The sequence below is a fragment of the Corallincola holothuriorum genome, assembly GCF_003336225.1.
In the GTDB taxonomy this organism is placed as follows: domain Bacteria; phylum Pseudomonadota; class Gammaproteobacteria; order Enterobacterales; family Neiellaceae; genus Corallincola; species Corallincola holothuriorum.
The window spans coordinates 143,994-166,922 of sequence record NZ_QPID01000007.1 but is presented as its reverse complement, the minus strand read 5'-3'; the positions used below and the strand labels follow the sequence as shown (position 1 = coordinate 166,922).

Below are 22,929 nucleotides of genomic sequence, written 5' to 3'. Positions count from 1 at the left end.
CCTGCTTCCTTGGTTTGGTGATGCTATCTAGAGCGAGCATTCGACATCGACGAAGGCTCGCTCTACCTGGCAACGTTAGCGTTGACGCAGTTCGCTCATGATCTCGGCAAAGCCATCAAAGTCTAAAGTTTCACCGTCAGACAGTGCTGCTGCTGGTTGCGGGTGAATATCGAGAATAATGCCGTTGGCACCCGCCGCTTTTGCCGCATATACCAGCGGTGCTAGCTGATTGATATGGCTGATAGCATGCGTGGGGTCGACGATCACTGGCAGATGAGTCATGCTTTTCAAGGCGGGGATGGCGCCCAGATCAAGGGTTTGTCGACTGGCGCCTTCAAAGGTGCGGATACCGCGTTCACATAGGATCACTTGCCGGTTTCCTTGCGCCATGATCACTTCTGCGGCTTGTAACAGCTCATCTAAGCTGGCCATCAATCCACGTTTCAGAATGATCGGGCGATGGGTGCGCCCCACTTCTTGCAACAACTCAATATTCTGCATGTTACGAGCACCGATCTGCAGCAGATCTGCTTGGCGCGCCGTTTCCGTGACTTGTTCAGGGTGGTGTACTTCAGTGATGAATGGCAGGTCAAAGCGCAGGCCAGCTTCGCGCAGGTACTGCAGGCTCTGCTGTTCGTTAGGAAGATTGCCATCCTGGTTGATTTGTGGCGGATAGAGCGCCCCTCGCAAAATGGCTGCCCCACACTCTTTGGCTTGTTGCGCACAGGCATTTAACTGCTCCTGTGATTCAATGATGCCGGGACCTGCGATAGTGATGAACTGATCACTACCGATGACGGTGTGACGTACCCGTATTTCAGTGTCTGGGTGGCCATTTCTGGCAACCAATGAATGAGCAGAAGCCGCCGCGCTTTCGGTTTTGCTCGCTGATGTGGCGGTATTATTGGGTAATGGCAGCTTATCCAACGGCACATGGGTGGGACTGACCTCTTCCGACGGATAACAGCCTAATACTTTCAGGTAACGGGTGATCCGGGTCAGGGCTTCCAAGGCACTCTGCATATGACTGCTTTGTAGGTTGCCTTCTACATCAATGTAAAAAAGCTCTTCCCATGGATTGCCTTGGATAGGGCGTGATTCCAGCTTGCACATATTCAGTCCGTGCTCGCGCATCACTAACAGGGCTTCAACCAAGGAGCCCGGCTTTTGTTCCACCGACATGATCAACGTGGTTTTTGCTGGGATCTGCTCTGCCACCTGTACCGGTTTGCGTGCGATGACGATAAAACGGCTGAAATTTTCTTTTTGGTTGGCCAATCCGGTTTTGATTGGAGTTAAGCCATACAGCTCACCACCATCGGCACTGCCAATCGCTGCCACATGAGGATCTTTAAGTTCACTGACTTTCAGGAATGCAGCGGAGGACGCATCACAAGACTCAATTTTAATACCGGTTAACGAATCCAGATATTCGCTACACTGTTGTGCCGGTTGAAAATGGGCGTAGATGGTATTGATTTGGCTCTCAGAGGAGGGCACAGCCGTTAACAAGCAATGTTCGACTGGCAATGTCATCTCACCAACGATGGAGCAGGTGGTGTGTTGCAGGACGTCGTAAACTTGAGTGATACCGCCTGAGGAGGTGTTTTCAATGGGCAACATGGCGTAGTCCGCTGTGCCTGATTCCACTTCATTGATGATCTGACTGAAGCTAGTGCAGCCCCGTTCTACCAAATCATCACAGGTGCGGGAGAAGTATTTGCGCATTGCCAAGTAGCTATAGGAGCCTTTGTCACCAAGGAAGGCCACACGGTAAACTGGTTTACGGTTTTCTGGATTGGCCAACTGCTGCAACATTGCCTGCTGCGTTAGCACTGAGTCTTCGATGATGGTGTGATAAATCTGGGTGACATAATGGGCATCCAGATCAAGCTCGCGCCCCTGTTTTATCAGCGTGACTAACAACGCTTCTTCTCGGGTCTGGTCTCGCACCGGGCGGGTCGCTTCAATTTTGCTGCGGGCGACATCCAAGGACAGTTCACGTCGACGCGACAACAGTTTTAAAACTGTCGTGTCCAGCTCTGTGATCTCTTTGCGGATATCATCCAGTGAAAGCGGCTTATCCATCCTAGTGGCTCCTGAAATTTGGTAAAAAAAAACCTCCCACAATGGGGAGGCTTATCAATTCGTCTTTCTTTGTGTCTTTACACGACGAAATCGCCCCCCGGTGAACCGGTGGTAAAGGCAAAAAGAAAGAAAAACAGCGTTTGGATCTTCATGATGCTCAATCTATGGTGGATCGTGGGATGTGTCAAGGCGACGATACAGAAGAGCGGGGATTATCCCCGCTCATTTGCTTGACATCATGCTTATGCAGCGTTTTCGACGTCGTCTACTGATTCTTCAAAATAGGGCTCGTCATAGAGCGCTTCTTCAACAAGTGGCTCTCCGGCGATCAATCCTTGGCGACACTGATCTTTGCCACTGCGGCTGCCACGGTGGGCGGAAGGCTTATGCTGGTAGCGATTCAGTTGGCGCTCCAGGCGCTGTCCCAGCAAATTAATGGCCGCGTACATATCTTCATGCTCTGCCTTGGCAAAGATTTTGTCGTTTGGCACGGTAATGGAGGCTTCAATTTGATGCAGTTTTTTCTCTTGCGAGAGGATGACATGGGGATTAATGAGAGAAATGTCGAGACGTTCTAACTTATCAAACCGAGATTCAATACGCTCGCGAAGAGCTTCGGTGATTTCAATGTGTTTAGCGGTGATTTCGATGCGCATAGGCATTCTCCTCTTGTCACTGTTATCACTTATTGCATAGACAGACTATCGCGGTCAGAGTTCCATTGGAATTGATTTCGGTCACGTTTTTTTCCGCATCGTAAAGTTCCCTGACAGTTTGTGATGGGTCGTCCACTTCTGCTAAATTGCTTATTCCAATAGTTGAAAAATCAGGGTCTGTACCCATGGCTGAGAACCTCGATGTCAAGCAAGCCAGCATACGCGTATGGGATCTTCCTGTGCGTTTGTTTCACTGGTGCCAAGCGGGTCTATTTGTAGCGATGTGGGCGACCGCTGAGTTCGGCGAAATGGATTGGCATCTCTGGTTGGCTTATTGTCTGATCACCCTCTGGACTAGCCGCATTGTTTGGGGGTTCATCGGTAGTGATACTGCACGTTTTAGTCAATTTTTGCGTTCACCGATAGCCGCTTGGGGTTATCTTCGCGGCTCACCGCATACGCAGTTAGGCCATAACCCTGCTGGTGGCTGGATGGTGATGTTACTGCTCCTGCTGATGGGGTTGCAGTTTGGGTCTGGACTATTTACCAGCGACGATATCTTTACCGAGGGACCACTGTACAGTTTAGTCAGCGATGATGTGGCAAGCTTTATGGGGTGGTGGCATGAGGTGAACTTCAATTTGTTATTGGCGGCCGTTGCTCTGCACCTGTTGGCTGTCATTGTTTATGAAGTTAAAGGTCATCGTCTTATTTCCGCCATGTTCAGCGGCGTACGTCTGCGCAACGGTGAGCCTGAAGTCACTTTCCGTGCTAGCTGGTTGTGGTGGTTGGTGCTGTTGATCTGGGGTGGTGTGCTGTATTACTGGTGGCAACCCAGTATACCCTGGTGATCTTGAGTGTGTGCTCTGCCTCTTATCTCATTCCTTGCTAATGGATAGTTAACTGATGCCCACCATTCTCTGTTACGGTGATTCAAATACATGGGGTGCCGTGCCCGGAAAAGACCGACGCTTTGCTGCCTCTGAACGCTGGCCGGGACGATTGCGTGGTCTGCTACCTGCTGACTTTGAGGTCATTGAAGAGGGGCAACCCGGCAGAACCACGGTGCATGATGATCCGGTGGAGGGCGAAAAAAATGGCCTGCGCTATCTGCGCCCCTGTTTGGAGTCCCACCTGCCGGATTTAGTGGTTTTACTGCTGGGGACAAATGACCTTAAGCACCGCTTAGGTTTGTCTGCTTTTGATGTGGCCGAAGGGGTAGGCAGGCTTGGCAATGAGATCCTGACATTTCAAAGTTGGGTTAAACCGATATCGCCAAAACTTTTATTAATTGCACCGCCGCCAATCCGTGAAGTTGGATATTTCGCCGATATGTTTCGTGATGGCGAGTTAAAGTCGGCAGAGTTTGGCCAGCGGTTTAAGGCCAAAGCAGCTGAGCTGAATTGCGGTTTTTTTGATGCTGCCAGCGTCATTCATAGCTGCCCAAAAGAGGGAATACATTGGCGTGCGGAGCAACACAAGCTGTTCGCTAGCGCCTTGGTATCACCGATAAAGGCGATAATAGAATCCGCAAATTAGTAGGTAATAACGACTATGCTGGGATTTATATGTAAAAAGCCGCTTTTCAGCGGCTTTTTTAACAACGACTAGAGGAACACTACTTGTTTTTGTAGTCGTCGTGACAACCTTTACAGGTTTTACCTGTGGCGGCGATCGCTGTTTTGAAGGCATCCATGTCGCCACTACCGGCGACTTTCGCTAGTTCGGTGCTTGCACTCTGCAGAGCGGCCATCTTCTCTTCAAAGTCACTCCAGCTGCTCCAAATCGCGGGCTTAGCTTTGGTATCACCCTCGTTGCTGCCTTTGACGGCAAATGCTTCTAATGGCAAATGTGACAGGGCGGCGACGGCATCAGCACGACGCTGTGCGACCGCTGCGTCATACTCTTTTTTACCTTTTAGCATTGCCACGAGATCACCAAAATTAGCGGCAATTAAAGAGAATGATTTCTGGCGATATTCGATCGCTGGCTCTGGGTCAGAGTAGGGGCTCTCTTTTGCTACGGCAATACCGCCGGTAGCGAGAAGAGCGCCAGCGACACATGATAGTAATGTCTTCTTGTACATTTGGTTTCTCCCTGAGTCTTTGTTTCTTATAGTTTTAAGCTGGTATTTCATAGCCTATTTAAGCATCCAGCTGCTGAACTTGCGAGTGATATTTACGCAGTAAAACAATGAACTCTTCGGCGGGTCTGTCCAGTGAGTTTTCTGGCAAATAAATATCATATCCCAGCATCTCCCTTAAACGTTGCATCCGTTGTCCTAACATGGCGAGTAGGCCGGTGTAGTGAGTGCCTTGATCATCGGTAAACTGATCGCCTTCGAACAGCAATTCACTAGGGCAGGTGCCATCGGCACATTCGTTTTTAATCGCTTGCATCAGGACTGGACGTTGTTCCAGCAAGATCCGGCTAGCCAGTCGCAGTGAGATGTTACTCAGTAGGCGATGCTGACTGGTTAGTCTGATACCAACATAGCTCAGGGGTTGATAATTGTCCTCTAAACCAAGGGTTGGGATATCTATTCGCTGAATATCTTGCCACGCTAGCGTCCATTGACCGTGCCGGTGATAAAACTGCAGATAGTTGGGGCACAGGCGCAAACTTACTTTGGGTTCCAACTGTTTTAACAGCCCTAACAGCAGGGTAAAAACTGAGCCTCCCAGCATGACATAGAACGGTAGTTTCGGGATCGAGGTCAGCAGAAATATCACCACTAAACTTAACAAGGCGCTGACCCCTCCGAGCAGGGAGAGGGTCAAACCATAGCGGTTGACCACGGGCTTTATTTCAATGGTGTCTAAAGTGTCACTGTTGTCCATGGTTACCACATTATCAAAAAGGCCCGCTAGCGGGCCTTGTCGTTTTAATCATTGAAGCGGCAAGAGGCCCTTTCGCTTAGCCTAATCTTCGTAGGCTGCCAACATAACCACTGAGCGTCCTTTAACGCGATAGATACGGTAAGTTACCGCTTCTGCGCATTCAGGGTCTTCAACGATGTCATAGGGCGACGGTTGACTGGTATCAACAATACGATGCCAGCGTCCATATTCAGGATCTGGCAGTTCAAACTCCAGTTCCTGATGCCAAGCGTTAATCGCCATATACACTAGCTCACCGGTGTTGGGATCACGAATGGTCATGGCTAATGAATTGGAATTCTCCGACCAATCTGGCGATTGCGGATGAACACCATGCCACTGGATCTTGGTGCTATCTAACACGTCTGCCAAGGTGTAGTGGCGCTGCTGATCCATCGCTGGATCCTGCTGACGCCAGCGCAGCATCTTCTGTGTGAAGCGCAACAGAGAGGCATTTTTTTCCACCAGATCCCAATCAAACCAGCTCAGCTCATTGTCCTGGCAGTAGGCATTGTTGTTGCCGTGCTGAGTACGGCCAATTTCATCGCCCATGGTGAGCATCGGTGTACCCAGAGAAGCCAGTAACACAGTCATGAAATTCTTGCGTTGACGTTCACGCAGCGCCAACACCTCAGGATCATCGGTGGGGCCTTCTACACCACAGTTCCAACTGCGGTTGTGATTGTCACCATCACGATTGCCCTCATTGTTGGCTTCGTTATGCTTTTCGTTATAACTGACCATGTCATTGAGAGTGAAACCATCATGGGCGGTGACAAAGTTAATCGAGCGGTGCGGACTGCGGTGCTGATCGTAATAGAGATCAGGACTACCGATTAGGCGGTCGGCAAAGCGGCTGACGTAGCCCTTTTCACCGCGCAAGAAACTACGCACATGATCCCGGTATTTGCCGTTCCACTCTTGCCAGCGGCCACCAATAAAGCTGCCCACCTGGTATAAACCTGCAGCGTCCCATGCTTCGGCAATGATCTTGGTACCGGAAAGCACAGGGTCGGTATCAATTGACCAGAGTACCGGTGGATCTTTCAGCACTTCGCCTTTTTGACCGCGAGACATCACTGAGGCTAAATCGAAACGGAAACCGTCAATGTGCATGGTTTGCACCCAGAACTTGAGACAGTCGCGGATCATCCGGCGCACCACTGAGTTGTGGGCATTGATCGTATTGCCGCAACCTGAGTAGTTGTGGAAGTCGCGTTTGTCATCACCGTGAATGTAGTAAGTTGTACTACCTAGCCCTTTGTAACTAAGGGTTGGGCCATTGCTGTCGCCTTCAGCGGTATGGTTAAACACCACGTCCAAATAGACTTCAATCCCTGCTTTATGCAGCTCTTTGACCATATCGCGGAACTCACGAAATGCACCCGTGGGTGATTTGTCGGAGCTGTACTGTGAATGGGGAGAGAAAAAGTTGATTGGCGCATAGCCCCAGTAGTTGGAAACGCCTTCTGGACAATCTTCTGGATCAAATTGTTGAACGGGTAACAGTTCAACAGCGGTGACACCCAGGCTTTTCAGGTAGGGAATTTTTTCAATTACACCGGCATAGGTGCCGCGTTTGTCAGCGCTAACGCCTGAGTTCGGATTAGCAGTGAAGCCTTTGACATGCATCTCGTAGATGACTGTTTCGGCCAATGGCCGATTCAGTGGACCAGTATCTTCCCAATCATATCCGCGGTGCTCTACCACAACCCCTTTCATGCACTGGCCGACATTGTCGCCGGGAACCATGGCCGCCTTCCGGCTATAGTTATCGCCCATGGCGACAGCTTGAGCGTATGGGTCTAACAGGACTTTCTGCGGATCAAAACGCAGGCCTCTTGCTGGATCATACGGGCCGTAAACGCGATAGCCATAGAGCTGACCCTCGCCCAACCCTTTGACAAATATGTGCCAGTAGTCACCCGTGCGATTGACACTTGGCTTGAGCGTCATGACTTTTGGCGTGGCGTCTTCAGCTGATTTGAAAAGCAGCAACTCAACGGCTGTGGCGTTTTTGCTGTAGAGGCTGAAATTTACACCGCCATCAATAATTGTGGGGCCTAAAGGAAAGCTACGACCATAATCGTGGATCGGACTCATAAGATACAAACACTCTGCAATAGCTTGAGATTGAGGCCAGTTTAAGCAATTAACGGTAGAAGCTCCAACCGTTAATTTATTCTGTTTAAAAAAGCATGCGAGCGATACCTTTGCTTACTATCCAATTTATAGCGGATGTGGTTTGAGACGAAGCCAGCGATTGACCTGTCTTTCAAATCCGCTTGGCGCTAGCCATTCGCATATCATCGGCGCTAAATTAAGAATGAGCTGTTTTGCTGTGTGGGACAGTTGGTCTTGGTAAGGGCCTTCAGGTTTAAACCAGGTTGCTTGCCAGTATCCGCTGTGTTTGGCACTTTTGGTGACCAAAATCAGGTGACCCTGCCGGTCGCGAAAGCTGACGCCGCCATTTTGTTCTAGTTGGGCAACCACTTGATTGACCCAGTTGGCGGCATGCTTTAATGGTCGCCTAACTTTGACATCTTGCGGTGTCGTTTGCTGGTTTAGAGGGTATTGCTGTTTTTGTACTACTACTACTGGGGAGTGTTTCATCCGATCCCCCTTGCACCTTTCGGTGTCAACTAACCGTCTACACTGTTATCGGCATGCAAAAAGCTTTCCTGAATACATATACGACCGTATTGAGAGGGAGGATCTTACATCTTCATGGTTATTTGGTAGGCGCAGCGCCTAGCACCTTCGAGTAAATATTCCGTTCTTTCTACCGTCCCATGCTCGCCAATACAGGTTTGAAACAGGCGTAGCTCTGCACGGCAAAAGCCTTGGCATTGTTGCGCTGCAGCACAGATAGGGCAATGATCTTCAATCAGCAACCAGCCGTTTTCTATCTGTTGAACCGACGCCATATATCCCTCTTTTTCTCTTAGCGCGGCAAGTTTTTGCACTCTTTGCGCCAGCGGTAGGTCACTAAGTGCGGCTAAATAGGCGGCAGTAAGCTCGGTCTCTCGCTTGGCTATTAGCTGGTCTAATCCATCGTCGCCAAACACGGCTTTAACCGAATCAATCAGCTGCAGAGTCAGATCGGCATGGCGATCAGGAAAACGGGCATGTCCCTTGTCGCTGAGTTGCCAAAAGCGATTGGGACGGCCTTTTTTACTGGCGATATCTTCATAACTAACCAGCGCTTGCGCTGCCAGTTGTTGCAGGTGTTTTCTCGCCCCCATGGAGGTCATTTCAAGTATTTCGCCACACTGCTGTGCCGTCAGTGCACCGCGGGTTTTTAGCAGGTACAACAGCTTATCTGCACTTGCTTGCATAGGAACTCCTTGATTCTCAGCCCGATGCCAGCTTTGGCCATGGGAGCGGGTGGTCAATGTAGGGTGTGACCATTTATTAAATAAACATATTAGTTAACATAGATGGTCATTAGAATGAAGTAAACATGTGCGTTTATTTAAACATTGGCGACAGCGGTTTAGGTCTGTCGGTGGGGACGCTACGTTGACGATAAATGACGGCCGCACCACGTTAAGGTCGTGATACTACGGCCGTTAATATCGCGCTTTACTGTTTTGCTGCTTGAATGGTTCGTTCCAAGCTTTTAATCACGGGGTCGTTGCCCAGTTGTTGCTGCAATATTTCCAGCTCGGCGTTTGCTTGTTGGCTGGCGCCGGTGTTGGCCAAGGCGTAAATTAAGGCTTTTCTTGCTTCACTATTGCGTGGTTCCAGCGCCAAGGCTTTATGTAGATACTTGATTGCCCGCGGGTACTCTTTTAAACCGAGGAATAGCATCCCTGACGCGAATTGCGGCCCGTGTTGACTGGGGAACGCTTGTGCCAGCATACGTGCCACGATGAGGGCCTGTGGGTGATCTTGCTGCTGCCGGTAATAGCCGAGCAAGCTTTGCATGTTGGCGATCCAACCCTGCTGCCCTGACTGGCGGGCTAGTGCCAGCTGGGTCACTGTGTCGTTGGGCGTCGGGAAACTCACTTTGTATGGTGTGGCGGTAAATGGAAAGTCCGCTTTTAACGTGGCGATTTTATAGTCTGCCAGTATCGCGTCTACCTCTGTTATCGGCACTTCGCGCCACGCTTTTGCACTTGGCTGGGCTTGCGACCAATCTTGCAGAAGAGCAGTTTTCTTCATGGTATTAAAATAACTTTCTGCCAGAAGAAAATAGCCGCGTTTATTGGGGTGTAAGTGTTCCAGCATCAAACTATTGCCGATGATGCCGTCTTTTGAGTGCATAACGAAATATTGCTGTACATCGACTAACGGCGCAGAAAATTGCTCAGCCACATTTTTGATGATGGTATTCATCTCTTCAGGGGCGCGAAAACGCAGTTGATCGCGATCTTTTGCCGCCAATAACGCGTTGCGCGCTGCTTCGTTTTCTCCGCTGGCGAGCAGTGCTTGGCCGACGGCAAACCAGCTGTTTGCGGTATCAAATTGTTGTGCTAATTGGCTAGCGGCAGCTAATGCATTGGGGTACTGACCATCCGCCATTGCTTGTTCATAAACTTGCCATTTCTGTTGCCACGCAGTCGTTGATTCTTTTGTTGGATCACTGACAAACGGCTTTTGGTCACCTTCATTACTGGCCAACGTGCCTAGCATCACCGGGATATTGGCTTGCTGATATTTACTCAGGATTAACTGCAAGTTACTGGCGAACTGTTGCTGCCCTTGATCGAAGATCTCCGATTGGTAGGGGATTTCGCGATTTGCGGCTGCTTTTGCCATTAATGTGCTGCGGGCGGCGCCACCTTGAGCGGCGGGTGGTGCAGGGCTGAATAGACCCATAACCCGTTGCATTAATTGATAGATGCGGAGATCTTTTAATTTTAAAAACAAAAGCTTGGCACCATGGCTTTGGGCTGAAGTGAGTGCTGAACCCGCGCCCATGACACCAATGTACTCGTTATGGCCAGCATAGATAAGCACGGCATCCGGTTGGATGGCGATGATCTCATCGACTAGGTCGAGCATGGTGTAGCTATTGACCGCACTCATGGCCGTGGTGATCACTTCTATATCTTTGTCTGGAAAACTGGCTTCCAGCCGGTCATTCAACATGCCGGCTAAACCACCCCAACGGCCATAAGGAAAACCTGCCGCGCTAGAGCCACCTTGAACGACTACGCGGAACGTTGCCGCTGGCTTTTCTTTTTTGAAGTAGATCGTATCAATGCTGACATTCGGTGCTTGTTTGGGGTCGTTGAAATAGCGTTTGATCACCTGATCGCTGGCTTGCAGATAGCCAGGCATTCCTTTGGCGTCAACGAACAGCGGGTAGGTGTGGCCAAAACCTGCGGCTCTTAATATGAGCTCAAGCAGGACAAAAAATATGACGGGGCTCAGCAAAGTTAGGATTAGAAATAGACGAGATCTAGATTTGATATTGTGAGAACCCATAAATGCGTTGGCCATCTTAAGTTTTTAAGCGCCTCACACTAGCTAAAACTGGTCGTTGCTTCAATGTTGGCGGGGCTCTAGACTGCCCGCACTCCCAGAAGTGTGAAGCAGGACATGACCCGAATTCTTGGTATCTCCGCCCTCTACCATGACAGTGCTGCGGCACTGGTTGAAGATGGGCTGATTATTGCAGCAGCGCAGGAAGAGCGATTTAGTCGTAAAAAGCACGATCCCTCGTTTCCTGTGCAGTCGATCCAGTATTGCCTGGATACCGCAGGCTGTCAGTTGACCGATCTTGACCATATCGTTTTTTACGATAAGCCGTTGCTTAAGTTTGAACGCTTACTGGAAACCTATATGGCGTCAGCACCTCGGGGATTTGCCTCGTTCGTGCGGGCGATGCCGATCTGGCTGAAAGAGAAGTTGTATCTTAAGAGCCTATTACGTCGCGAATTGAGCCAGATGTCTGGTGTTAGCAAGGCTGAACTACCCAAACTGCTGTTTGCTGAACACCATCAATCCCATGCAGCTTCCGCGTTTTTTCCTAGCCCGTTTGAAAAAGCCGCTGTGCTTTGTCTTGATGGTGTTGGCGAATGGGCGACCAGTAGCGCCTGGTTGGGCGAGGGTAATGATCTGCAGCCGCTCTGGGAGATCCGTTTTCCCCACTCACTCGGGTTGCTTTACTCCGCATTCACCTATTACTGCGGCTTTAAGGTGAATTCTGGCGAATATAAGTTGATGGGCTTAGCCCCTTATGGTGAGCCCAAATACGCAGATCTTATCCGTAAACACCTTATCGACATTAAGGCTGATGGTAGCTTCCGTTTAGATTTGAGTTACTTCAGTTATGTGACGGGTAGCACCATGACATCTTCTAAGTTTCATCAGCTTTTCGGCGGCGAGCCCCGTAGTGAAGAGTCTGATGTGTCACAGAAAGAGATGGATCTGGCACGTTCGATCCAGGTGGTCACCGAAGAGGTGGTAATTAAACTCGCGCAAAGCCTGAAAGCTGAAACTGGTTGCGAGAATATTTGCCTCGCTGGGGGAGTGGCCCTCAATTGTGTCGCCAACGGCAAGCTACTGGAAGCCGGCGTTTTCAACGATATCTGGATCCAGCCTGCCGCAGGGGATGCTGGTGGGGCGTTGGGTGCTGCCATGTCGGGTGTGTATCAGCATTGTGGCCAGCCACGGGAGTTGAATGGCACGGATCTGCAGAAGGGCAGTTACCTGGGGCCAGAATACAGTGATGATGATGTTGACAAGATACTTCAACAACGGGGGCTGCCGGCCGAGTTGTTAGATGATGGTCGCCTGATGCAGAAAGTGGCAGGCGAGTTGGCATCTGACCGCGTGATTGGCTGGTTCCAAGGTCGAATGGAATTTGGTCCTCGCGCTTTAGGTAATCGTTCGATCCTTGGTGATCCACGCAGCCAACAGATGCAGTCGGTGATGAACTTAAAGATCAAATATCGCGAGTCATTCCGACCGTTCGCGCCATCGGTGTTGGCTGAAAATGTCAGTGACTACTTCAATATGGATTGTGCCAGCCCCTACATGCTGCTGGTCGCCGACGTCGCTAAACAGCATCATCTACCGGAAGGCGACGACATGCCCGCATTTGGCATTGAGCGGTTGAAATATCAACGCTCAACCCTGCCTGCTATCACCCATGTGGACTATTCGGCAAGGGTGCAGACGGTGCATCAAGAAACTAACCCTAAATACCATCAGTTGATTAGCGCCTTTGCTGAGCAAAGCGGTGTACCTATGGTGATTAATACCTCGTTTAATGTGCGTGGTGAACCCCCGGTATGCAGCCCTGATGACGCTATCGACTGCTTTTTATCGACAGAGATGGATACCTTGGTGCTAGGTCATTGGCGCCTCGACAAAGCCGATATGCCTGCAGAGGCGATTGCTACGGCAAAACAACGGGAGTTTGAACTCGACTAATGAATGCCCCCATGATTGAGGCAGACAATAAAACTGAACTGCGTAAATTTGGTTTAGGTTTTGCTGCGCTGCTCGCCCTGTTCTTCTGGGCCTTGTTGCCCTGGTGGTTTGGTTATGAGCGTTCATTGTGGCCAGTTTATGCTGGCTCATTGATTGCGTTGATTGCTTTGCTACTGCCAGTGGCTATCTACCCGCTATTTCGGGTATGGATAGTGATCGCGCTGGCGTTAGGTTGGATCAATACGCGGCTGATTTTGGGCGTGGTATTCTTCCTGCTCCTATTGCCATTGGGTAGCTGGTTGTACTGGCGTGGCAAATTGCACTTTAAGCAGGGTTTTGATCCCAAAAGAGACAGTTACAAAGAGCGCCGCCAAGCGCTGGACAAGAAACAGATGGAGAACCCTTTCTAATGGTAGAGTTTATCGGTGACCTGTGGCGTTTTATGCGGGTAAGAAAAAAGATGTGGTTATTGCCGATTGTGGTGATCTTGGCGTTACTTGGCTCTTTGGTTGTTGTGACACAACAGAGCGCACTGGCAACATTTATCTATACGCTGTTTTAGGCGCGCGCATTTAGCTGCAATATAAATCACGATAGAACTCGTGATAAAAAAGAGGCACTTCGAGTACCTCTTTTTTATGTGCATCATGCCCCCTCGCATATTCATCGGCGATAAAATCAATCGGGCTGGTGGTGCCTGCATGGCGATCACCCTCCACATGGGTGTAGATCTGGGTTGTCTTTAAGTTGGTTTGTCAGAGTCACTCTTGCACCGTTGTAATGTCGGTTCCCTTGAGAGCCGAGTTCTTAGTTGTATATTTCAGACCTTCAAAACCTGTATAGAAGAGCGTGACCTAACGGCTTGATAGAGTTCAAGTTAGATAGGTATAGTGGAGCCAATTCAAATGGACGGTGGCAGGTGTTGATACTGACCGCGGTCTAAAATGCTGTTATCTGTTCACTCCCATATATTGAAGGTTGCTACATGACGCATTTTGAAATCGTACTGATAATAATTGCAGTTTTGTCTCTTGTGGTCGCTCTATTTTCAAGGAGCAGTAACAACCAGAAACCAAGAAGAATTCCAGTTCAAATTCAGCAGCCTTTAGAGTCCTTTGAATGTACTAATATGTTCGGAGGCTTTCGCCGCGCCAGAGGGAGTCAACTTGGTGATCCTGACTGGTACAGTTTAAAATCGACCGAAATTAATGAGATCGATGAGTTTTATGGTACCCCTATCATAGGCGCCCACATAGAAGGTTGGTCTAAGCCGATCAAAGGCATTACAATAACGCGAAGATACAAAGACGCCGATCCCCAATACATTCTACTCCTAGAAACCCAGTATTTCCCATACTCAACTTTTGAAAGCAAAGTTTCTGAAATTGGCCTTAATGTAAAAAAAATTGATTCGATCGAATCAGATGATGTAAAGGAATGGGTTCGAGAAAACTGTCAAAAGGTTGAATGCTTAACCACTTAACAAAGCTCTCAACCAGGCGCTCACTGAGTGGCTTAAAATGTGCTTAAATAGCACACTTTAATTAGCTAAATTACCACTGGTCATAGCGGTGTTAGGTTTGACAAGATGGATATTGAAAAACTCAGAGAGAAATTTAGGCCTGAGAAGGTTCGAGTGCTGTTGATCGGTGAGTCCCCTCCAGCGGAAGGCACGTTTTTCTATGATCGTAGCTTAATGACCGCGTATACTAAAAGTGCGTTTGAATCTGCCTTGAGTCAAAAATTCTCAACTAATGCGGAGTTCTTCGAGTACATGAGGCAAACAGGCTACTATCTCGAGGATCTAAGCCAAGTGCCAGTCGATAAGCTCCCGTGTGCAGAGCGTGAAGCCAAACTCATCGAAGAGAGCCAACGGTTCGCTGAGCGCGTGTCGCAAATGAACCCCAAAGCGGTTGTTATTGTGTTGAAAAAAATCGAGAAGATTGTGCGCCAAGCTCTGAGAAAAGCCGGAAGCTCGGCCGAGGTGTATGTGCTTCCGTTCCCTGGCAATGGGCATCAAACGAAGTACCAAGCACAGTTGATTTCGATTGTTCATGCACATCGAATTCGAGCATAACAAGCCAACTCACGCAGATGGATTTTCGTAGGTTTTCGTCGCTTCGCTCCTTAGGTTAGCCTGCTCTATCCGCCCATACTTTGGGCGTTAATTAACCTGATCTTTTTCAGGTAACCGAAATCCCGTTAGCCATTCCAAAACCGTGTCTTGATGATTGCTGATCCACTGCTGGGCGACCTCTTCAGTTGGTTGTCCAGCTTTGACCTGCGCCATCATGGTGACTAACTCTTCGTTACTGATGGCAAAACTATTTAGTAACGTCACCAATTCGTGGGATTTAGTCGCCAAACTGCTGCGATAAGCCAGTTTGATGTGGGTTTTTGGCCAAGACGTACCTGTACTCGGTGCTTTGCTGTGGCGGGGTTGCAGGATAGCTGCCCAGTTTTTCGCATCATGGGTTGATTCATTCAGAAAGTGAACGTGCTGATCAATAAACAGGGCATCTGGGTAGTAGCAGAAGAATAGACTGGCTTTTTGACTCTGATTATTGCGCTCCACTAGCATCTGCAACACATCTGGGTCAAACACATGGTAGTTGTAGTGGCTATCTAAACCGTAGGCTGAAAGGCGGCGTTGCTCTATGTCGACGGATGCCCAGCCTTTGGCGCCCACCCATATATCACCTTTGCCATCGCCGGACAGATCAAACTGTTTGGCGATAGCGGGACTTGATAGATCTGACATAGAGATGGGATGCGCAGAGGTAAAGTCGGTGTAACACAACCCTTGTGATCCGGTGACCGATTGCTGGCCTAAGGCGACAGAGCCAAAGGCTTTTACGTAACGGCGTATCATATCTGGGTTGTTCTCAACCCAGAGGTCTGGATGAATGTCGATGATGCCATCCTCATCGTCCATCGCTCGAAATGCTTGCTCGCTAGACACTGAGATCACCGATGCATTCAGCTCTGTGTGATGATTGATGATCCCCGCCAAAATATGGCTTTTTATCTGTGCCGCTGGCCAATCCAACAGCGCGATATTGATTTCCGTTTCCTGGATGCTGCGTGTTGAGGTAAGGGGAGAGGTTTCCAGCGAACGTTGTTCTTGCAGGGATTCGTAAAGAAAACCGTAGCCAAATCCGAAGAATAGAAACGCAAACACACTGAAGATCCAATAGGCGCGGCCGCGGGTTTCTATATTGCCTGATTTGAGTGTGATCGCTTGGTGGATCTCCTGCTTGAGGGTCTGCTCAGTAGTGGCTTCGTCCTTATCGGGAAGTTGCTGTTCTACATAGGTCACAAGATTGGTACACACCATGGCATGGTCGTGTCTGATCTGGGCGTATCTGTCCCGCTCAAAAATGATCAGTAGCAGGTAGATCATTGAGGCACCGACAATTAAGGCGAATAGTCCTGCGGATAGGGTGTCAGGACGAAATACCAGAGAAAAGAAAACGTTGGTGGCGCCAAGTAGGATTAAAATGACGAACTCTTCTGGCGGGATCCTGTCGCTTTCCATCGTCAGCAGTTTGTCGCCCACCTTAAACAACCCAAGCACGCGTTCGCGTACCTCTTCATCTTGTTTGAGTTGTGGCAGCACACTGTATTTAATACTTTCGGCTGTTTTCTGGTTACTCGCTAACTGTTGAAAACTCGAAAACGCTCGCAGAAAGCTGTGCATATTCCAAAGCACGTACTGTTTGATCTCACTCAGGTAAGCAGGGGGGAGACAGCCTTTGTCTTGGCCTTCATCAGTTGCCGAACGTTGCTCTAATAGACCGATTACTTGTTCGTTGAACTCGCCGAGTAGGCTTTCACGCTCGCGGTTAAGTGAGGTGGTTCTATCCAGTGCAAAAGTTGCCAGTAGGACGAAGAACACTGTTGATACCGCCAATAGGTCGTAATAGTGGTTGATGGTGGCGACAGGCGCAAACAGGATCCAGATGCCGATGGTGCAAACGGAGACAAAAAGCACGAGCAATGAAGATCGCAGAGGGTATTTGAGTGCCAGGAAAATGTTTGAGGATACGATCAGGGCGGAGGCGACGGCCTCATATTGATTCAGCATACGTCCCTGCATTACTGCCAGGATAAGCACTGCGCCTACAGGCATTAGGTACCACAATGCGCTAATGGATGCGTTATCTGCATTAAATACGGATAGGTCATAGAGCAAGCTGCCCAAGGCCAGAATGACGATGCCGACGAAGGCGAGCAGTAACAAATTGCTCATGCTGGTACTGGGGATCGTCTCGCCTGAATATAGCAATACCAGGATCAATAGCGGGGCGGCAACCAACCTGACGCCTGCCTCTGTCAGTAAGCCGCGTTTAAAGCTGCTGAGGTTGAGTGAGCGCTGTTCTGATATCGCGCTCCATGCATCCATACACTTCATACGGAAATAGCAGTTGATGGCCATTGCTAAGCCTCCAGCCGCAGCTAATCCCATGGTTTTCAGCATCGGGCTGTCGAGTAGTAGCCAGTCTGCGATATCAACATTGGGTGCAGTGAGTACCAGAAACCCCGCGAACGCTGCGCCAGAAAATACATAGTCGTTAATGGATGTTTTGCGCTTATCGCGCCGCAGGGCGCTATCGATATAGAAAAATAGGATCGGCCAGGTTTCAAAGACCAGAATGGCTATCACATCAAACTCTTCGGAGACACTCAATGCGGCGTATAGCAACAAATGGTTGGCGCAAATCAAGATGCCAGAAAAGAGGGTGGGCGCAGAGACGGTTTTAAATGTTGCTGGTGTGGCGACATTCGCCAACCGGATCTTATCCTTGCCGATAAAGAGTGTCGCGACGCAGGCGAGCGTGCAGATAGCAGCAAATGAATGAGCAACGGCAGCGACATAGAAGACACTGGTTTGATCAACCAGATAATTGACGACAGGCGGATAGAGCATCCAAAGCCCGACGGCAGTGATCATCAAGGCGACAGGGTGGCGGAATAATCCACTGAAAATCGAATGCACTGAGTTGCTCTCCAGAACCTATAGTGACAAGCACTTTTTGTCGGTTCAGTTTATCTGAATAAGTTATTCATTATTATGATTTTGTGGCAGCTAATTTAGATGATGAGAGCATGATCTATGTTGCTCAGGGCAGATACTTGAAAGCGCTGCTTTACTGCCCAGTGATCAGAGCGTGTTGTTATGGATCTTTAGATGGGCTTGCTGATACTTCATCCGCCGTCAGCTCAGCGCCTAACTCTTCCACTTCTTCGAGTGTATCAATATCTTTTGCTAGCTCTAGTGCATCCACTACGGGCAGATAAACCAGCGGCCTGCGGTGACGCACGCGGCGGCGGGCTTTGATCAGTATTTTCCGCAGGCGTCTCTCCAACGTGTGCTGAGCGATGGAACCCGAAGCCAGTTCTCTGGCACCCGCAATGGCATTGCTCAGCACCGTGGTGGTGAGATGCGGCAGCTTGAACTTGGCTAACTGCTTGAGATCCTCTTTGATTAGAAACCAGAGGGCACCACGGATCATGGTGCTTTTCCGCTGCTCTATTCCACGGTTGCGAGTTTGGTAGGCGAGTCTTGTTAGGGTGAAAATCAGTCTCAGGCGCAGCGCTTTGGGGTTGATGATCAGTAAGTGGCTGGGCAGTACGGTGGTTGGCTGGGTATCGCCTGTGGGGATGACTTGGTACTTGGGTTTCCAGCCGGATGAGCCTAGTTGCTCTGTTTGTTCCGGTACTTTGATCAATGGAAAGAAAATATCACTGTGACCCGATTGACGATATAGCTCGGTGAGCTGCTTGAGTGTCTCGGGATCAGGTAATACGTCGCAGGCAAAGAAAGCAACGGGACCATTTGGATGCAATAGCGATATGCTTTGCAGCGCGGCATCAACATTCTCATCTAGTTTGCCGTCAGTGTCGATGATATGTGCCAGATCCGATACCGGTTGATAGACGTTCATCGGGCCGGCGATGTAGATGGGGCCAAACATGCCACAGGCGTTAATACGCTCAATGATCACTTCGATAATAGGGCGATTGTTGATCCGTATAGCCATGCCTTTATACGCGGACAACGCGTGCTTATCGCTGACATCGTCCGGCAGCTTTGCCGGGCGTTGATCTTTACCCCCCAATATCACCAGGGGGATTGGAAAGTGAGCCGTTTGATTCATCGCTGGACGCTTTTTTATCTTCCTCTTTCCTACGGTTGATCATTTTATAAGGTGGAGCGGTTAAAATTTCAACAGCTTAGAGGGTTTCAGCTTACAGTTTTATTGGTCTAAATAGGTTGCTCTGCCGTAAACTATGGAAAACATTTTCTATTTTTCAAGCGGCTACCTATGAGTGATTTAAGTGATCTTCGGCGCGAATACACCGCAGGCGGGTTGAGTGAGGCGGAACTACCCGACACGCCATGGCCATTGTTTGAGCGTTGGATGCAGCAAACTTGCGATGCTAAATTGACTGATCCAACGGCGATGGTGGTGGCGTCGGTTGATGAGCGTGGCCAACCTTTTCAGCGTATTGTTTTGCTGAAGCGTTTCGATGCTCAGGGATTTATCTTTTATACCAATTTGGGTAGCCGTAAGGCGGCGCACCTGGCTGCTAATCCTCGTATCTCGCTACTTTTTCCTTGGCATGCACTTGATCGCCAAGTGGCTGTTTGTGGGCAGGTAGAGCAGTTAAGCAATACTGAAGTTCTGAAGTACTTTGTGACTCGCCCCCGTGATAGCCAAATAGCTGCTTGGGTGTCAAAGCAGAGCAGTCGTATCAGCGCGCGGCAGGTGCTTGAGTCTAAGTTTATGGAGATAAAACAGAAGTTCTCCAAAGGGGAGGTACCGTTGCCAAGTTTTTGGGGCGGCTATCGAATTGTGCCTGAAACCATCGAGTTTTGGCAGGGTGGCGAACATAGACTGCATGATCGCTTCCTCTACTCTAAAGCGATGGAAGGTGAAGACCTCTGGCAAATTGAGCGATTGGCGCCCTAAGCGTTTGTCGTTTGAATCTATTGATGACGGGCGGTGGCTCTGGTCACTGCTGTTTCTTCAGCTAATAGTGCGTTGCACGGCTTAGATTGAAACTCTCTGCGCTTGGGAACTTCAGGGTTGGCAAACCGATATTCATTTCTTGTTAACTGGCGTTTCAGTTTGGTGAAGGTATTAAATAACGCTTGTATCCCCACTTTGTTAGTTAAGAAATAGGGCATGTTTCCTGAGGGATTGGTAAATCCCTCATATCTGACCTTAATCGTGTTGCCTTCCTGCGGGCTGATCTGCCAACAGGCTTCTGCATCGAGCATCCTTAGGTAGCCTTCTTGCGTAGGATACGCGTTAGGACGCGATTCTGCGGCTAAATATAACACCCCTGAATCCGGCTCTTGCCAATAACGTGATGCGGTGACCAAATCTCGTTTGTTGACCGGCCACGGCGGGTTGAATCGCGTGTGTACCAAGTGTCGATTTGGCGGTTGAAAGATGATCACATCAGCCCCTTCGGCATGCTCAACCCAATCAGGATTCGCCTCCGTGTGCAACAGCAGGGTGAGAAAAGCGCCGCGGGTTGCTTCTACCTGTATTTCCGCTCTGAATTTCTGAAACGGAGGGCTATCCATTGACTGGGTATAGATATCCACGCCTCTTTCTGACAGCTGCAATTGCCAATCTTTCGCTTGCGAAGAGAAGGCGATAAAGATGATTGCAACGACAAAAATGGGCATTATTTATGGATACCTATGGTGGAGAGACTTTTTGTTGTTCGCTGTTCTCATCGGGCTCTTTGTATCCGAGCACTTGCGGATGACTACAGGCATTACAAGCATTGGAAAAAGACTTCCATTCACCTGTTTCAAGGTAACCATCTACCGGGTTGTAATCCATGGTGCATATCTGCGGTCTGGGATCTGTGCATGCTTGTTCAAACGGCTGTTGTGTTGTTTCATCGCTGCATCCGAATAACAACAAGCAAGCAACTAGTGGGGCGACAAACTTCATTTTACTTTCCTCAAATTGAACTGGTACAGATTAACCTAAGCCAAATGCCCTTTTTAATAATTTGTGCCTTAACCGTCTTGGTACCAGATAAGCCAACAGGGGTAGCAGTCGAGCGCCATGGCCATAACGAATTAGCAGAGGTGGTCCTCCGGGTCTTAACAACTCTCTGACTACATGATCAGCAAATTGTTTTGCGGGAGTCGCATTTTGTTGCGACATGGCTGTCCGTTTTGCGATCCCGGCCGAATAATCAGCATATTCGCTATTGATATCGGGTAGCGCTGACTCTGCGGCGTTAGCAAAATTTGATGCAATAGCACCCGGTTGTACCGTGACGACCTTGATATTGAACGGCGCCAGTTCCATCTGTAGCGCCTCATCGACAGCATGAAGCGCGGCTTTTGAAGCACAATAAACTCCTGCAAACGGCGTGACCGTGATCCCTGATACGCTACCGATATTAACCAGACAGCCATAACCTTGGCGCTTCATCTGCTTGGCTGCTAACTGGCATAAACGGAGTGGTGCAAACAGGTTAACGTCGAACTGATGACGTAACTGTTTTTCATCAACTGCCAGCATAGGTCCCATCTGTCCATAACCGGCGTTATTTATCAGCATATCGATATGTCCAAAGTCGTCAGACACTTGCTGTAACAGGGTTTCGCACGCGCTTTTGTCTGTGACATCGAGTGGCAGGGCATGTGCACCTAAAGCGACTAGCGAGGAGAGTGAAGCCGGATCTCTCGCTGTGGCAATCAACGAGACACCCTGCTTGAGCAGGGCTTCAGCGAGTGCTTTGCCGATACCACTGCTGGCACCAGTGATGACTATGATAGGTGTCGGAACAGACATTGAAGCCTAATCGCTAACTGACTGATCTTAGAGCGTAACGCGACAAGATCGCGGAAACAACAAGCTTCTACATGGTTATCGAGATAGAGGTGCGTTTATGCGACTTTTATTGGTTGCAACATACGTAGCTCTGTCAGACGTTCACGCCACTCTTCTTGTGTGTCCATATTGAAACCTAACTGGATCGCTATCTCTGGTTGGTTTAGTAGCGCCAGACGAATAAAATCGTTACGGCAAAGGCTTGTTCCTTCGACAGGTAGATCTGCAAGCCCTTTGGCGTAATCAGATCCCATGCCCCACAGGGTCAGTACTGAGCGAAGCATACCTCGGTTATATAGCAGTGCGGTGCGTTCCAACGGCAGGTCCGTATGCTCTGCCAATAGTTCACTTTCTCTGGCGGCGATAGATAGAATGGCAAGTGCGCCGGAAAAGTAGAGCACACTGGCAGTTAAGACGTCAGCGATTGCGACAGGAAAATGGTGCTCAGGTAAGCGGCCACGCCTTTTCCAGTAGGCTTCGGATGCGTCTTTGACCAACTGCCAGCTCCGTTGCCAATTCGTTTGTAACAGGGGACGCATTTCCCGCGGTACGTGCTGATCTTGATGCAGCTGTCGACTCGCATAGAGTAGCGAAGTCTTGGCTACTCTTTGGAGGCCTAAGCGTTTAATGGAATCCTCAATGCGGGTACATTCGTTCCAGCCAAACCCATACATGGCTGAGTTAGCCATCTGCAACAGGTAGCCGGCAAATGCGGGGTCTTGCACGACGGCGCTGGAGACCTGACCGATGCTGCTATCATCTTCGTTACATAGGCGGCGAACTTCCAATACGTTTTGCGGTAGCGCCAACAAAGAGCCCTGTTCAGGGCCTAATTGGCGCTTCAATGCGGGTAACAATGCTTTGATGAGATTATTTGGAGTCATATGCGGCCTACTGCTCTCTGGCTCGCTCAATAAATGAACGCGTGTAAAAATTCCTGACACTAGTTTAGTGCATTTACTATCCAAGTGTTAAATCTATTTCGTGATCCATAACGACAAACAGTTATGAAGCAGGCTAAATTGAGAACATGGTAGCCAGATT

At 49.4% G+C, this 22,929-nt stretch carries 22 protein-coding genes and 1 other annotated feature; of the genes, 8 read left to right on the top strand and 14 right to left on the bottom strand.

What is annotated here, in order from left to right:
- Positions 1-75: 75 nt before the first annotated feature.
- Together aroF and hpf are read right to left on the bottom strand one after the other, a co-directional pair.
- Positions 76-2,088, bottom strand: a complete 2,013-nt coding sequence (aroF, locus tag DU002_RS12780; protein WP_114338780.1) for a 3-deoxy-7-phosphoheptulonate synthase — start codon at positions 2,086-2,088, stop codon at positions 76-78.
- A gap of 23 nt (positions 2,089-2,111) precedes the next feature.
- Positions 2,112-2,238: a sequence feature (Phe leader region), on the bottom strand.
- Between the two features lie 92 nt (positions 2,239-2,330).
- Complete coding sequence (hpf, locus tag DU002_RS12775; protein ID WP_114338779.1) at positions 2,331-2,744, bottom strand: ribosome hibernation-promoting factor, HPF/YfiA family; 414 nt, start codon at positions 2,742-2,744, stop codon at positions 2,331-2,333.
- A gap of 185 nt (positions 2,745-2,929) precedes the next feature.
- Between hpf and DU002_RS12770 the strand changes: the two genes are divergently transcribed.
- Together DU002_RS12770 and DU002_RS12765 are read left to right on the top strand one after the other, a co-directional pair.
- On the top strand, positions 2,930-3,595 hold the full coding sequence (locus DU002_RS12770; RefSeq protein WP_114338778.1) for a cytochrome b/b6 domain-containing protein: 666 nt from the start codon (positions 2,930-2,932) through the stop codon (positions 3,593-3,595).
- 55 nt (positions 3,596-3,650) lie between these two features.
- Entirely contained in the window at positions 3,651-4,283 is a 633-nt protein-coding gene (locus DU002_RS12765; RefSeq protein ID WP_114338777.1) for an SGNH/GDSL hydrolase family protein, read from the top strand.
- 79 nt (positions 4,284-4,362) lie between these two features.
- Here the strand turns inward: DU002_RS12765 and DU002_RS12760 are convergent, their stop codons facing one another.
- The 6 genes from DU002_RS12760 to DU002_RS12735 form a co-directional block, all read right to left on the bottom strand.
- Positions 4,363-4,830: a c-type cytochrome gene (locus DU002_RS12760; protein ID WP_114338776.1), complete on the bottom strand. Its 468-nt coding sequence runs from the start codon at positions 4,828-4,830 to the stop codon at positions 4,363-4,365.
- A gap of 58 nt (positions 4,831-4,888) precedes the next feature.
- Positions 4,889-5,584: a DUF2982 domain-containing protein gene (locus tag DU002_RS12755; protein WP_114338775.1), complete on the bottom strand. Its 696-nt coding sequence runs from the start codon at positions 5,582-5,584 to the stop codon at positions 4,889-4,891.
- Between the two features lie 81 nt (positions 5,585-5,665).
- Entirely contained in the window at positions 5,666-7,726 is a 2,061-nt protein-coding gene (gene glgX, locus DU002_RS12750; protein WP_114338774.1) for a glycogen debranching protein GlgX, read from the bottom strand.
- 126 nt (positions 7,727-7,852) lie between these two features.
- Positions 7,853-8,236 carry a hypothetical protein gene (locus DU002_RS12745; protein WP_114338773.1) on the bottom strand — a complete coding sequence of 128 codons (384 nt, stop codon included), beginning with the start codon at positions 8,234-8,236 and terminating at the stop codon, positions 7,853-7,855.
- Positions 8,237-8,340: 104 nt separating this feature from the next.
- Positions 8,341-8,961 carry a helix-turn-helix transcriptional regulator gene (locus DU002_RS12740; RefSeq protein ID WP_114338772.1) on the bottom strand — a complete coding sequence of 207 codons (621 nt, stop codon included), beginning with the start codon at positions 8,959-8,961 and terminating at the stop codon, positions 8,341-8,343.
- Positions 8,962-9,208: 247 nt separating this feature from the next.
- Positions 9,209-11,008 (bottom strand): tetratricopeptide repeat protein, encoded by a 1,800-nt coding sequence (locus DU002_RS12735; RefSeq protein ID WP_158538051.1) that lies wholly within the window; start codon positions 11,006-11,008, stop codon positions 9,209-9,211.
- A gap of 165 nt (positions 11,009-11,173) precedes the next feature.
- On the opposite strand from DU002_RS12735, the gene DU002_RS12730 reads away from it, so the two are divergent.
- The 5 genes from DU002_RS12730 (at position 11,174) to DU002_RS12715 (ending at position 15,089) form a co-directional block, all read left to right on the top strand.
- Positions 11,174-13,012, top strand: coding sequence for a carbamoyltransferase family protein (locus tag DU002_RS12730; RefSeq protein WP_114338770.1), 1,839 nt, complete (start codon positions 11,174-11,176; stop codon positions 13,010-13,012).
- Positions 13,013-13,023: 11 nt separating this feature from the next.
- On the top strand, positions 13,024-13,422 hold the full coding sequence (locus DU002_RS12725) for an SxtJ family membrane protein (protein ID WP_130566584.1): 399 nt from the start codon (positions 13,024-13,026) through the stop codon (positions 13,420-13,422).
- Positions 13,422-13,574 (top strand): DUF5989 family protein, encoded by a 153-nt coding sequence (locus DU002_RS19440; RefSeq protein ID WP_165419315.1) that lies wholly within the window; start codon positions 13,422-13,424, stop codon positions 13,572-13,574. Before DU002_RS12725 ends, DU002_RS19440 begins: the two co-directional genes overlap by 1 nt.
- A 423-nt stretch (positions 13,575-13,997) precedes the next feature.
- Positions 13,998-14,495, top strand: a complete 498-nt coding sequence (locus DU002_RS12720) for a hypothetical protein (protein WP_114338768.1) — start codon at positions 13,998-14,000, stop codon at positions 14,493-14,495.
- A 105-nt stretch (positions 14,496-14,600) separates the two neighbouring features.
- On the top strand, positions 14,601-15,089 hold the full coding sequence (locus DU002_RS12715; RefSeq protein ID WP_114338767.1) for a hypothetical protein: 489 nt from the start codon (positions 14,601-14,603) through the stop codon (positions 15,087-15,089).
- Positions 15,090-15,176: 87 nt separating this feature from the next.
- Here the strand turns inward: DU002_RS12715 and DU002_RS12710 are convergent, their stop codons facing one another.
- Together DU002_RS12710 and DU002_RS12705 are read right to left on the bottom strand one after the other, a co-directional pair.
- On the bottom strand, positions 15,177-18,011 hold the full coding sequence (locus DU002_RS12710) for a glycine betaine ABC transporter substrate-binding protein (protein WP_114338766.1): 2,835 nt from the start codon (positions 18,009-18,011) through the stop codon (positions 15,177-15,179).
- 178 nt (positions 18,012-18,189) lie between these two features.
- Entirely contained in the window at positions 18,190-19,173 is a 984-nt protein-coding gene (locus tag DU002_RS12705) for a nucleotidyltransferase family protein (protein WP_114338765.1), read from the bottom strand.
- A gap of 168 nt (positions 19,174-19,341) precedes the next feature.
- Here DU002_RS12705 and pdxH point away from each other — a divergent pair, with 168 nt between their 5' ends.
- A complete protein-coding gene (gene pdxH / locus DU002_RS12700) occupies positions 19,342-19,989 on the top strand; it encodes a pyridoxamine 5'-phosphate oxidase (protein WP_114338764.1) in 648 nt (215 codons plus the stop codon).
- A 17-nt stretch (positions 19,990-20,006) separates the two neighbouring features.
- Here the strand turns inward: pdxH and DU002_RS12695 are convergent, their stop codons facing one another.
- From DU002_RS12695 to DU002_RS12680, 4 genes are all read right to left on the bottom strand, one after another.
- Entirely contained in the window at positions 20,007-20,717 is a 711-nt protein-coding gene (locus DU002_RS12695) for an START domain-containing protein (RefSeq protein ID WP_114338763.1), read from the bottom strand.
- Positions 20,718-20,730: 13 nt separating this feature from the next.
- Positions 20,731-20,991: a hypothetical protein gene (locus DU002_RS12690; protein WP_199405241.1), complete on the bottom strand. Its 261-nt coding sequence runs from the start codon at positions 20,989-20,991 to the stop codon at positions 20,731-20,733.
- A 30-nt stretch (positions 20,992-21,021) separates the two neighbouring features.
- The gene (locus DU002_RS12685; protein WP_114338762.1) at positions 21,022-21,846 is read right to left on the bottom strand and encodes an SDR family NAD(P)-dependent oxidoreductase; all 825 of its coding nucleotides are present in this window, start codon (positions 21,844-21,846) and stop codon (positions 21,022-21,024) included.
- Positions 21,847-21,941: 95 nt separating this feature from the next.
- Positions 21,942-22,769, bottom strand: a complete 828-nt coding sequence (locus DU002_RS12680; RefSeq protein WP_114338761.1) for an HDOD domain-containing protein — start codon at positions 22,767-22,769, stop codon at positions 21,942-21,944.
- Positions 22,770-22,929: the final 160 nt, after the last annotated feature.